This is a genomic window from Paenibacillus sp. NPDC058177 (assembly GCF_042883835.1).
Lineage (GTDB): Bacteria > Bacillota > Bacilli > Paenibacillales > Paenibacillaceae > Paenibacillus_AQ > Paenibacillus_AQ agri.
This window is the reverse complement of the sequence record NZ_JBHVVB010000007.1, coordinates 118,149-130,845: the sequence shown is the minus strand read 5'-3', so window position 1 is coordinate 130,845 and position 12,697 is coordinate 118,149. Positions and strand designations below refer to the sequence as shown.

Genomic DNA, 12,697 nt, shown 5'->3' with positions numbered 1-12,697 from the left:
TGTGTTTGCAGAGAGACTGATCTGCTATATTCCATAAAGGTGTGAACTAAGCGTACAACCGTTGTATTCACTTAACCCTGCTCCTTAATGATTTGTTTCCGGTAATCCTGCGGAACTAAACCCATTTGTTTTCGGAAAATAAATGTGAAATAACTTGCGCTTTGAAAACCACATGCGATGGAAATCTCGCAAATCGATCGTTTCGTTTCCTTTAACATTTCACAGCCTTTTTGAATGCGGTATCTTGTCAGGTACACGGTTGGAGTTTGGCCTACATATTTATTAAATAATGTACAGCAGCGGCTTCTACACACAGCTCCTGCGGCTGCTATATCATCAAGAGTGATTTTATACTCATAATTTTGATGGATGAAGCTCGTCATCTGCTGGACATTTGTCCATAATTGAACGTCCTCAGAATGCCCCGATTTTTGCTGCACCTGATCTCCAATGCAAGCGCACAGTGCTAAAGCCCGTGATATTAAGCGAAGGGGATTGGGCGTGGAATCCGTATGCATCTCATCATATATTTCTTGCAGGGAAGTGAGAACTTCCCGGTGCCAGCCTATTTGATTTGTAAGCAATATAAAGTCTTCCATCATGGCGCTGAACTTGTCTTCCCAGTACGTTTTTGCCAGAGATGAACCTTCGCCAAGAAGCGAGGGATGGATCACGACGACGATAAATGAGCAATCGGTATGATCGTGGGAAAATCCAAAATGCAAACGACTGCTATTCACGAAAATTCCCTCTCCTTGATCAATACGTATTGTACATCCATTAACAAAATAGTCCATAGATCCTTCAAGAACGTAAATGAACTCCAAGTCGACATGCCAATGGGCTGTAGCTGCATAATTGTGAAACTGATCCAAGCTTCCTTTTCGAATATATAAGGGTAAATCAGGGAAATTATAATTCAAACGTTCAGATAAATCAGAAAAAATCTCCAATGGATTTTTCAAAATGAAGTACTCCTTTAAACTAAATACGATTTTTATAGGATTATATTCGATATTGGTGGAAAAGAACAATGAATTTATTCTATCTTGATAGTGTGAATCATTAAATGAGGGGGAAGGGTTGTGGAGTGAACGAAAACAAACAAATCACAACAACTGTGAATCGTTCTTTCAATCGTGAGTTGATGACTTTGGTCATTCCCATTGCATTGCAGAATCTAATTTCAGCAACGGTTGTATCAGCGGATATCGTCATGCTGGGTATGATTAGTCAATCTGCGATGTCGGCTGTATCGCTTGCAGGACAGATCACTTTTGTATTGACCTTGTTTTATATGGGGCTCTCTACAGGGGCTGGTATCCTGACTGCACAGTATTGGGGGAAGAAGGACCAACAAACTATACAGCGTATCCTAAGCATTGCATGCCTGTTCTCGTTCATTATTTCTGTGTTGTTTTTTTCGTCTTCCTTTTTATATCCGGAGACATTAATGCGAATTTTTACAGATGATGGCGATTTGATTATGTATGGTGCGAGGTTTTTGCAATTAAATGCGTTCTCTTATCTTGCAATGGGCATCTCGCAGATGTATCTCAGCGTGATCAGAAGTATGGAAAATGCCAAACTTAGTGCCTGGATTAGTGCCGTATGCCTGATCTTAAACATCATCTTCAACGCTCTTTGCATATTTGTATTCTTTCCGGGTAAGCCGGAACTGGCTATCACGGCGGTTGCTCTCGCTACAGTTACCGCGCGTTCCATTGAACTGGGTTGTTGCCTTGTTCACTCCTTTACGCGGGGCCCCATCCATTTCCGCTTGCCTGTACGCGATAGTATTCAACGAAAACTATTAAGGGATTTCTTTAAGTATACCCTGCCTGTGCTGGGCAATTATATCGTTTGGGGTGGAGCTTTGACTGCGACGGCAGCGATTATCGGTCATGTTAGTGCTGATATGGTGGCAGCAAATTCAGTTGCGTCGGTGGTTAAGAATCTGGCCATTGTGTTATGTGGAGGTATTGCCAGCGGTGGAGCTGTACTTATTGGAAAATACCTGGGGAATGGACAGATTGAGAAAGCAAAGCAAGCGGGCAAGAGGATGAATCTCTATGCTCTAATATTCGGTGTGCTGGCAGGATGTACTATTTTGATGATAAAACCGCTGGTATTCTACATGGTGAATTTAAATGAAGTTGCGCAAAATCAATTGAATGGAATGCTTTATATCTGTGCTTATTATTGTATTGCAAAGTCATTTAATTCTAATACCATTGCAGGTATCTTCACCGCTGGAGGAGATTCCAAATTTGGTTTTTGGTGCGATACTGTCGTGATGTGGGGCATTATATTGCCACTTGCTTATCTCTGTGCTTTTGTCTGGCAAGTGTCTCCCCTTGTGTTGTACGTCGTTATTAGCCTGGATGAAATCATTAAGCTGCCTGTGGCGTATATTCGATTTCGCCAATACAAATGGCTAAACAATATTACTAGGGATTTTGCGGAAGTCGGATAAGAATTGGATCCATGGCTTCTAAAAGAAAAATATGAATTATAAAGGGAGAATAACCTATGAATATTCAAGAACGAATGGCAAGCTGCCAGCTATTTACTGACCATGATCATAATTATCCCGAGGAAGCTGAAGCTCTGGCACGTGCACGTCAGCGCGGCAAAGCAATCTGTTATGAAATCAATCGCTTGCATCCGGATGATTTGGAAGGACGCAAGTCTTTGATGAAACAACTCTTTGGGAGCATGGGCGATAATGTATGGATGGAACCTCCAATTCGCATGTCGTATGGTTCAAATACTACCGTAGGTAACAATGTGTATATCAACTTTAACTTAACCGTTGTAGACGATTATAAAGTTACCATTGGAAACGATGTGATGTTTGGTCCAAATGTAACGATCGCTGTGACCAGTCATCCCGTACATCCTGAAAAGCGCAAAGAGGGAGCGATGTTTGCTCTGCCCGTAGTTATCGAGGATGGGGCTTGGATTGGTAGCGGTGCAATTATTGTTCCAGGAGTCACAATTGGAGCGGGCAGCGTGATTGGAGCCGGGAGTGTCGTAACTAAGGATATTCCCGCCAATGTAATAGCCGTCGGTAATCCCTGCAAGGTACTCCGTGAAATCACGGATAACGATAGAATATATTATCACAAAAACATGCGCTTCGATCAGGTTGAGTGGTGACTCATCATTCCTAAAATCAGTATGTAAAAGGAGTTCGACAAATGAACATTAAAGATAAACTTCACAATGGTAGTTTATACTTGCCTGGCGATGAGCAACTCAGTAAAGAGCAGACCATGTGCCTAGAACGACTTTATGATTTTAATATGACCCGACCATTAGAATTTGAGAAAAGAGTAGCTCTGCTTCAAGATATGTTTGCAGAAATAGGTGAAGGCTGCTATATTGAACCGCCATTCCACTCGAATTGGGGTGGTAAGCATGTACATTTTGGCAGTAATATTTATGCAAATTTTAATTTGACTTTAGTAGACGACACCCATATACATGTTGGTGATTACACGATGTTTGGACCAAATGTAACTGTAGCAACAGCAGGGCATCCAATTCTACCTGAACTTCGAGAACAAATATATCAATTCAATGCCCCTGTCTACATTGGGAGGAACTGCTGGATAGGAGCTGGCGCGGTTATACTTCCCGGTACTTCTATTGGGGATAATACGGTAATTGGCGCAGGGAGTGTTGTTACCAAGGATATTCCTGCAAATGTTGTAGCCGTGGGTAATCCATGTAGAGTTCTTCGTGAAATTAATGAACGCGATAAAATGTATTATTTCAAGGATCGCAGAATAAATGAAGACTATTTATAACCAAAACGCCCGAATTGTTCGTAACTTCTTATTTCTCTTATTTGCTCTACCAGGGGTAATCTTTGCTTCGTGGGTGTCTAGGACTCCTGATGTTCGAGATTTACTGCAAGTATCAACTGCAGGTATGGGTATCCTTATATTTGCACTAGCAGCAGGTTCGCTTGCTGCTTTGCTTTTGGCCGGTTCGATTATTGCCCGTAAAGGTGCACGGTTTGTTATATTAATTAGTTCTTTCATGATTGCCACAGGTTTTATAACGATTGGAATCGGTGCGGCTACGGCAATAGCAGCTGTTGTTACAGGCGGACTGCTGTTATTTGGTTTCGGTTATGGAGCTGCGGAGGTGGCATTAAATGTTGAGGGTGCTGCAATCGAAAAGAAAATGAAACGAACACTCTTACCGGCGTTTCATGGTTTTTTTAGTGTCGGAACCCTCGTTGGGGCCATGCTGGGAGTAGTAGCTCTCGCCATTCAACTTCCGATTCTGATCCACTTTTCAATCCTCGCCTTGCTAATGGCGGTTATCGTTGTTTATTCCATTCGTTACTTACCAGAAGGAACCGGGAGGGAACAGAAGGAAGCTACAGATCAAACAAGATTCAATATAAAGCGACAGTTTGAGGTATGGAAAGAAAAGCGGACCTTGCTCATTGGTATTATGGTTTTAGGTATGGCGTTTGCTGAAGGCTCTGCTAATGACTGGTTGCCACTCATCATGGTAGATGGTTATAGTGTCAGTTCATTGGAAGGCTCCTTTATTTATGGCTTGTTTGTTACAGCTATGACAATAGGACGCTTTGTAGGGGGATCGCTATTAGATCGTTATGGGAGAGTTCGTGTTCTGTCGGGATGCGCAATTTCGGCCAATTTGGGATTGGTTTTTGTAATTTGGGGACAGCATTATTGGGTTGCTTCGGCTGGTGTACTCTTATGGGGATTCGGCGTTTCACTTGGCTTTCCAGTAGGTTTGTCTGCTGCAGGAGATGAATCCCGAGGTGCTGCTGCAAGAGTGAGCGCTGTGGCTACAATGGGTTATCTTGCATCTTTGGTAGGTCCACCAGTACTAGGTTTTCTCGGAGAGCATTTTGGGTTATTACGTGCAATGATTGTAGTTCTACTGGGGATTGTTGTCTCAGGATTTCTGACCCGCTCCGCAAAGCCGGTACGAAATTCAGAAAATTCACTTTACGATATTAGGGGATAGGAAATATATGAAAACAGAAAAACAAAAGATGCTGGATGGAGAACTATATGAAGCTTGGGATCCTGAACTGGTGCGTGAGCGGGCCTATGCCAGAAGGATGACACGGATATACAATCAGACAACTGAAGCAGATGATGAAATGAGAGTTCAGATGCTTAAAGAACTGCTTGGGTCGACTGGGAAAAACATAGGTATGGAGGCGAATATCCGATTTGACTATGGCTATAACATTCATGTAGGTGAAAATTTCTTTTCAAACTTTGATTGTACGATTCTCGATGTCTGTGAAGTGCGCATAGGAGACAACTGCATGTTTGGCCCGGGTGTTCATGTGTATACAGCTACGCATCCTGTGGATCCTTACGAACGGATTAAGGGACCCGAATACGCCAAACCTGTGAGGATCGGCAATAATGTATGGGTTGGCGGACGAGCTGTTATTAATCCGGGAGTGAAAATTGGAAATAATGTCGTTGTTGCCTCAGGAGCAGTAGTAACTAAGGATGTTCCAGACAATGTGGTAGTTGGCGGTAATCCTGCAAGAGTCATTAAAAATATCGCTATTGGATAAGAAATGATATCGTTGTCCATCCATTCACTGAATATCTTCACACTATAAAAAGCAAAGTTTGACTCAGCACTCAACCTTGTTGTACCTCATGTGGGTCAACAAGGTTGAGTGCTGCTTTTTAATGTCTGTTGGTAATATTTCATGAGAAACGAGACTAGCTCAATCAAGCTTAAGGGGCTTAACTTTTAAAATATCAGAACTGATTTAAAACAATAAAATAATAATAATTCTCATATAAAAGTTTATATTCTATTGTATATGGTTATTTATCCATGTTGGCCAACTAATGTTTAAACGAATTTGTAATATAAAACCATTAAAGGAGTTGCTTGATAAGTGTTGAAGAAAACAAAGATATTTACAGGACTATTTGTTCTATTTTTAGCCACTAGTGCACAATCGGCTGTTTATGCTGACACACAATCACCAAGTGAACAAGAAATGAAATATGCAATTCAAACAAGTTATCAATTTTCCACTAATTTTGTGAATGATCTTACCCAAAATGACCTAATCTATTATTATAATAACATCTCTGAACTTCAAGATGTTTCTTATAAAGATAACTATTATAAAATTGAGTATGTACCTGTAAATGATCTTAATCGTACATTTATTACTGATCCATCAAGTTATAAAAAAGTCGTTACAGAAGTCTCAAAAGAAGAGGCTGAGATAGCTGCTGCCCTGCAGAATTCACCTATTAAACCCCACGGAACAACGCCTGTCATCACAAGTTGGCTTAAACTAGAGACAACGGTGGAAAAATACAGTTCTACAGAAGGTGGAGTATCAGGTCGATTCGAGTGGTTGACTTCCCCATTCTTTAGAGGAAAAGATGCCTTAGCAGTTGGGTTAAATGCCAATTCAAGTTCAATTCCAGGCACATCATCAGCAGTTTATAAATATATGTTTTACACGGATAGTGGAACTTTAGTATCCGATGAAGTAAACTACTCTAAACCTGATACCGACGTTGCTGCTGGAATTTCCTACTTTATGAATTTAACAAAAACAAGTAACTCGGTGTATAATGCTGGTTATATGAAATATAGGTTTAAACCCAATGTCAGCAACCTTACCGTTGCTGACGCATACTCTATGTACGCACACAACGAGTCTACATTGACCATCAATCCGTCTGTTTCGTTTCCAGGAGGTGGTAGTGTGTCTATCAGCCCAGCGACTAAATATGACAAAGTAACAGGACATGCAATTATCAACTGGTAGGAGGAATCAAAATTAAGAAGAAGATTGTTGTAATACTCTCCGCAGTGATGGTTGTTCTAGTCATTTTGAATCTCTATCAGCTGAGATTGATGACTACTTATAACAGAACAATCTCTAATGTAGATAACAATTTGATTGCTGAACTTAATGGCTTAGCGCAAAGAATCAAAGAAGATACTGTTCCTGATAGTTTGGTAATCAGCCAGGCCAGCAAGGTTGCTGCGCTTTCAGATTTTTCGAGCTTTAAATTTTACTATGGCCATACGCTTGAGACAAGGCTTTTAGAATTGCACAATAATAATCACCCCCTGCATAAGGTAACTGAAATAAAAAATACTATTGCATTGTTATCAAAAGATTTCACAAACGACAAATTAATATCGCAGTTAGATTCTTTGCTGAATGGCAATGAATAGCATGAACCGGAGCCTACAATGTGGCTCCGGTTTTTTATTTACCTCAAAACCATCACTATACTGCTCACCCCCTTTATTGGCGTATACTCCCTTGCCGCACGGGTCACAATAAGTACAACCTAATTTTGCTAAATGAGAGGTGGCTTCCATGCAACTGGTATCGGATTCCGGGAAATTGCTGGACGCTGATCTGCACAACAATATTCGGTCGATACGGGAAGCATTGGGTAACAGTCCGGATCTAATTGTTCGTGAGATGGTGTTGGCTGATCAGTGGGGAGTGGCCTTGCTATTCATCAACGGTCTGGCCGACCGCACCATGATCCAGACATCTGTACTGAAATCACTGACTAACCTGGGGGCATTAAAACCGGAGCAGGAATCATCCTTCAGGGAGGCCCCGCTGGCCTATCTGAAGGAAAAAGCCCTTACCGTGGGAGACATCGGCTATGTCGATGGAATAGACACTCTGTTCACACATCTCCTGTCAGGAGATGCCATTCTTCTGCTCGACGGATATGCGGAGGGGCTCCGAATCGGGGTGACCGGACGCGAAGACCGGACCGTGGGCGAACCGACCTCCCAGCCGAGCATTCGCGGGCCGATGGATGCTTTTACCGAGAATATTCAGACTAATATCTCGCTCATCCGCCGCAGGATCAAGGACCCGCAGCTATGGCTTGAAATCCACCCCATTGGCACAATAACGAAGACTAGTGTCGCTATTATGTACCAGAAAAATATTGTGAGCGGGCAGATCCTTAAAGAAGTGCGAACCCGGCTGGATGCTATCGATATTGATAGCATTCTGGAGAGCGGCTATATCGAGGAGTTCATTCAGGACAAGACGGCGACTCCATTTCCTACCGTATACAACAGTGAACGTCCAGATACCATCGTGGCGGGAATCCTCGAGGGGAAAGTGGCGATCATCATAGATGGTACGCCGTTTGTCCTGCTCGTTCCAGCGCTCTTTGTACATTTCTTGCAGACTCCAGAAGACTACTACCAGCGCTCAGACATTAGCACCCTGATTCGGATGATCCGCTTTATGTCCTTTTTGATTGTTCTACTTGCCCCGTCATTCTACATCGCTATTACAACCTTTCATCAGGAGATGCTGCCCACGAATTTGCTGCTAAATCTGGCCGCGCAGCGGGAAGGCGTCCCTTTTCCGGCTTTTATTGAGGCGTTGATGATGGAGATTGTCTATGAAATTTTACGGGAAGCCGGCATACGGATGCCAAGAACGGTAGGTCAGGCCGTGTCCATTGTAGGTACACTCGTCATCGGGCAGTCTGCGGTAGAAGCGGGCATTATCTCCGCGGCGATGGTCATCATCGTGTCCATTACGGCGATTTCAAGTTACGTCATTCCGGCGAATACAATGTCTATTTCTGTGCGAATGATCCGGTTTGTATTGATGGGGCTGGCAGCTTCATTTGGCCTGTTCGGTATTCTGGTGGGGGTTATCATCCTGGTGCTGCACCTGAATACGCTCCGCTCCTTCGGCGTTCCTTATCTGAGCCCGCTCGCTCCGTTTAATCTGGACGCTCAGAAGGATTCACTGTTCCGCTTGCCTTGGCCAGCTATGCGCAATCGGCCGAAGATGTACAACCGCAAGAACCCGGTGCGGCAATCACGCAAATAAATAGCTATCGTTGAGGTGCATCCATGAAACGTATTACAGGGGGGATTTTAGCGGCAGTAGTGATCCTTGTGCTGTTGACAGGGTGCTGGAGCCGCCGGGAATTGAATGAGCTGGGCATTGTGTCGGGCATCGCAATCGATAAATCCGGGGATCAGTACCATTTGACCGTACAGGTGGTTATACCGGATCAGGTGAATAGCCGGACGGGCAAGCAAGATATTCCGGTGGCGGTTTATAAGACGGTGGCACCGACCCTCTTTGAAGCTTTCCGCAAGCTGACAGAGACAAGCCCCCGAAAGATCTATACTGCCCACATCCGTACACTGGTTCTAAGTGAAGAGGTGGCTCGGGACGGCATTGCCAAAGTGATAGATATTCTGGTGCGGAATCCGGAGACAAGACCGGATTATTACGTATTGATCGCTAGGGATGCTTCAGCAGAGGATATTCTGAAAGTCCTGACACCGCTGGAGAAAATCCCTGCAGAGGCGTTATTCTATTCGCTGGATACTTCAACCAAGGTCTGGGCACCAGTGGCTGCAGTGACCGTTGACACGTTGATGGACCAGCTCATGACTACGGGAATGAGTCCTGTGCTGCCGGGGATCTCCATTTTGGAGAATGATAGTTCGGATACTAAATCTGAGGATATGAGACTTATCGATCATCCGGTAAAACTGGGGTATTCAGGCATGGCAGTCTTTCGTAATGACAAGCTGATTGGATGGATGACCAAGGACGAAGGTAAAGGCTATAACTATATCAGAAACACGGTTAGCAGCACGGCAGGGCATTTGAAATGTCCGGATGGCAAGTATATTAGTCTGGAAATTATCCGCTCAAACACGGAAATGAAAAGTCGCCTGGAGGCGGGTAGACCTATCATTGAGATCAGCGCCAAAATGGAGGGCAACATCGGGGAATTGGAGTGCGGTCTGAACATTAATGATCCAATGGTGCTGGAACAGCTACAAGCTGCTGGAGAACAGGAACTGGAAGATTTGATGAGGAAATCGGTTGAGGTGGTCCAGCGCCGTTATAAAGTCGATGTTTTCGGGTTTGGACAGGTGATTAATAACGCATACCCCAGGCTGTGGAAGAAGATGGAACCGCGATGGAATGATGAATTTCCCCATCTGAAAGTGGTGTATAAGGTGGATGCTCATATTCGTAACACAGGCATGATCAGCAATTCGATTGAGCGTCGGATGAAGGAGAAATAGACATGACACTTACGATCATTGTAGTCAGTTGTTGGTCCCTCGCCATCGCTGCCTTCGAGCTCCCTCCATTGATCAGGAAAGGCTGGGCGCGAGAAACGCTAATTTTCACAGTTATGCTGGTTGCCGGGGCAATCGTCAGTATTGTGGCTTTACAAGGAATCCAGACACCCAGTCCAATGAGGGTTCCTGAGCTGATCTACAAACCACTGTATCAATGGATGCAGCACATTCTACAGGTAAAGGATGATTGAGGCATGGAAAACGGGAGAATCAGATCCAGACAACTTGCTGTGCTGGTCATCTACTTTATTATTGGTGATATGCTGTTGATCCTGCCTTCGCTTACAATATCGGCAGCTAAGCAAGATGGATGGATTTCCGGAGGGATGGGCCTGTTAATCGGATGGCCGATTGCCTGGTTTCTATACCGGTTCAGCCGCCTGTTTCCCAAACTGACGATTATTCAATATAACCGGCGCCTCTTGGGAAGATGGATCGGAGGGCTGATTTCTTTATTTTATCTGTACTATTATTTGGTCACCACAGCCATGCTACTCCGGGAAGCCGGCGATTTTCTCACTACGCAGATTTTTACGGAGACGCCGATTAACGCGATTCACTTCATGATGATCGTTACGTTGGTGTGGGGGACCAAGAGTGGACTGGAAGCTATTGCCCGGTCGGGAGAGACTTTTTTTCCACTGTATATCTTTCTGTTTCTGGCCCTATTCGTTCTGTTGCTGCCCCAAGCCGAATTGTCCAGACTCCAGCCTGTAATGGGTGAGGGACTTCGGGCGATTACACATGGTTCATTATACAGCAGCACCTTCACGTTCTGTGAGCTGAATACTGTGCTGATGTTTCTGCCTTATGTAGTTACCAGCAAGACTACGGAAAGGGATTATTTAATCGGCGTTTTCCTTGGAGGAATGGCTATCTGCTCTATTATTCTGCTTACCCTGCTTGTGATTGGACCGAATCTGGCCTCCAGCTATCTCTACGCTACCTATGCCGCCGCACAAAAAATCAACGTGGGGAACTTTCTGCAGCGGGTGGAGGCCATACTGGCTATCAATTGGATTTTATCTACATTTTTCAAAACAATCCTGGACTTCTATGCCTTCCTGCTCGGGACCGCGCAACTCTTCAAGCTACGTGATTATCGTCCGTTGTCTATTCCTGGGGGCATGCTTGTCTTCGGGCTGGCGTTCGCCATCACAACCAATACTGTTTATTTCGATTATATTGTTGATTATTATATCTTCTGGGATTTCACCTGTGCGTTTGTCCTTCCGCTGATGCTATATGTGGTGTACAAGTTCAGGAGCCAGACGATGTTAAGCAAGTAGTGAGGAAGAATCGTGGGCCGTGCGCATGTCTTCGCGCAGGGCTCTTAGCTGTATCTTCAGCTCCGGGACGGGGAGAGGCAGAAGTGGTACTGATATCTGCCAAGGGAAGGCCCAAGCCGTAGCGCAGTGCGGAGAGGACGAGCCGATCGCCCGCCGGCTGTCCAGGCTCGCCCGCCAGGCGTGCGGCGGGCGTACGTGAGCATTGCGACAGGCAGGTCCGGTAGACCTGGATGGAGCCGGGCAGGGAAGAACCAGGCGTAAGCCGGGAGGACCTGCCCAGCGCTGTGAAGGTGTGGACCGCAGCCTGCTCAGCGAGCTGCGGGTCCTTCAGCAGCAGGATACACAGAGTGTAGACGCTGTCTGCGTACTGCTCCACCAGCCCGCGGAAGGGGGGCAGGGAGGAGCGGGCTGATTTTGCGGGTAAAGGGGCGGACATCGTGCGCACCTTCCTTTCGAAGTGGAAGAATGTTGACATTACAGAATGGAATAATAGGCGACGGAGTGTTCCACCAGCCAGTCTGTGTCCAGGCTGATCCATGCTGGCGGCGATGAGGTAGCTCCAGGAAGTTGTTCCACGGATAGATGGAGCAGCTTAGGCTTTCGATTCTCCTGCCTGAACATTCCGGCAAGGACAGGCGGGTACAGAGTTGCCTGCAAATCCTGCAAGGCGGTCTGTACCATTGCAAACTGGCTCGGTTGCCAGCTCTGGCTGGTAACCTGCGTAACCCCGACAGCTTCACTCAGGCTACATTGCCGGATACACCGCAGAAAGTTACCCCATCTTACCAGGTCGACCCCTTTTCCCTCGGCTAGGATGCTGCACAACCCCCAGCCGCAGTCTCTCTGACAGGATAACTTCAGGATGATGTACAATGGTTTTTCACAATCGGCTGTGGAGCCATGGATAGCCGCGGAAGCAGGGACAGCAAAGATTTCTATTCGTGTCAGCTTATGATGTTGTTCTATGTCCACTTTGAATCCTCCCCGAAGCAGTAGCCCATTTAATAACTATAGCCGCCGTCATCACAACACGATACGCCAAAGTACACCCGCGTCAGGCTCTTCGGATCCAGAAGTTCTGGATGTGTACCAAAATAATAGTTGTTCATTTCCTTTTAGCTAATGATGTGATCGTAATCCGAATCATACGCCGCACCGCTTTCTTTTGTAAAAAGAGAAAATCTTTCATAGTAACGTCTATCCGCGGAATTTCAGCAACCAAGGGAGAGAAAGGGGAC

General features: G+C 45.1%; 15 protein-coding genes. 13 read left to right on the top strand and 2 right to left on the bottom strand.

The window, feature by feature from the left end:
- Positions 1-71: 71 nt before the first annotated feature.
- A complete protein-coding gene (locus ACFVU8_RS24160; RefSeq protein WP_387430688.1) occupies positions 72-965 on the bottom strand; it encodes an AraC family transcriptional regulator in 894 nt (297 codons plus the stop codon).
- 125 nt (positions 966-1,090) lie between these two features.
- Here ACFVU8_RS24160 and ACFVU8_RS24155 point away from each other — a divergent pair, with 125 nt between their 5' ends.
- The 13 genes from ACFVU8_RS24155 (at position 1,091) to ACFVU8_RS24095 (ending at position 11,871) form a co-directional block, all read left to right on the top strand.
- Positions 1,091-2,476, top strand: a complete 1,386-nt coding sequence (locus ACFVU8_RS24155) for an MATE family efflux transporter (RefSeq protein WP_379468537.1) — start codon at positions 1,091-1,093, stop codon at positions 2,474-2,476.
- 56 nt (positions 2,477-2,532) lie between these two features.
- Complete coding sequence (locus ACFVU8_RS24150; RefSeq protein WP_379468535.1) at positions 2,533-3,162, top strand: sugar O-acetyltransferase; 630 nt, start codon at positions 2,533-2,535, stop codon at positions 3,160-3,162.
- Between the two features lie 41 nt (positions 3,163-3,203).
- Positions 3,204-3,815, top strand: coding sequence for a sugar O-acetyltransferase (locus tag ACFVU8_RS24145; RefSeq protein ID WP_387430686.1), 612 nt, complete (start codon positions 3,204-3,206; stop codon positions 3,813-3,815).
- The gene (locus ACFVU8_RS24140; protein ID WP_387430684.1) at positions 3,799-5,019 is read left to right on the top strand and encodes an MFS transporter; all 1,221 of its coding nucleotides are present in this window, start codon (positions 3,799-3,801) and stop codon (positions 5,017-5,019) included. Before ACFVU8_RS24145 ends, ACFVU8_RS24140 begins: the two co-directional genes overlap by 17 nt.
- Positions 5,020-5,026: 7 nt before the next feature.
- A complete protein-coding gene (locus ACFVU8_RS24135) occupies positions 5,027-5,590 on the top strand; it encodes a sugar O-acetyltransferase (protein WP_387430682.1) in 564 nt (187 codons plus the stop codon).
- Between the two features lie 336 nt (positions 5,591-5,926).
- A complete protein-coding gene (locus ACFVU8_RS24130) occupies positions 5,927-6,820 on the top strand; it encodes a hypothetical protein (RefSeq protein ID WP_387430680.1) in 894 nt (297 codons plus the stop codon).
- Positions 6,821-6,909: 89 nt separating this feature from the next.
- Positions 6,910-7,236, top strand: a complete 327-nt coding sequence (locus tag ACFVU8_RS24125; protein WP_387430678.1) for a hypothetical protein — start codon at positions 6,910-6,912, stop codon at positions 7,234-7,236.
- Between the two features lie 148 nt (positions 7,237-7,384).
- Positions 7,385-8,887, top strand: a complete 1,503-nt coding sequence (locus tag ACFVU8_RS24120; protein WP_387430676.1) for a spore germination protein — start codon at positions 7,385-7,387, stop codon at positions 8,885-8,887.
- A gap of 23 nt (positions 8,888-8,910) precedes the next feature.
- On the top strand, positions 8,911-10,110 hold the full coding sequence (locus ACFVU8_RS24115; RefSeq protein ID WP_387430674.1) for a Ger(x)C family spore germination protein: 1,200 nt from the start codon (positions 8,911-8,913) through the stop codon (positions 10,108-10,110).
- A gap of 2 nt (positions 10,111-10,112) precedes the next feature.
- The gene (locus tag ACFVU8_RS24110) at positions 10,113-10,361 is read left to right on the top strand and encodes a hypothetical protein (protein ID WP_387430672.1); all 249 of its coding nucleotides are present in this window, start codon (positions 10,113-10,115) and stop codon (positions 10,359-10,361) included.
- Positions 10,362-10,364: 3 nt separating this feature from the next.
- A complete protein-coding gene (locus ACFVU8_RS24105) occupies positions 10,365-11,459 on the top strand; it encodes a GerAB/ArcD/ProY family transporter (protein WP_387430670.1) in 1,095 nt (364 codons plus the stop codon).
- Positions 11,460-11,478: 19 nt separating this feature from the next.
- Entirely contained in the window at positions 11,479-11,658 is a 180-nt protein-coding gene (locus ACFVU8_RS24100) for a hypothetical protein (RefSeq protein ID WP_387430668.1), read from the top strand.
- A 3-nt stretch (positions 11,659-11,661) separates the two neighbouring features.
- Entirely contained in the window at positions 11,662-11,871 is a 210-nt protein-coding gene (locus tag ACFVU8_RS24095; protein WP_387430666.1) for a hypothetical protein, read from the top strand.
- A gap of 62 nt (positions 11,872-11,933) precedes the next feature.
- Here ACFVU8_RS24095 and ACFVU8_RS24090 read toward each other — a convergent pair whose 3' ends face one another.
- Positions 11,934-12,431 (bottom strand): hypothetical protein, encoded by a 498-nt coding sequence (locus ACFVU8_RS24090; RefSeq protein WP_387430664.1) that lies wholly within the window; start codon positions 12,429-12,431, stop codon positions 11,934-11,936.
- Between the last annotated feature and the right edge of the window lie 266 nt (positions 12,432-12,697).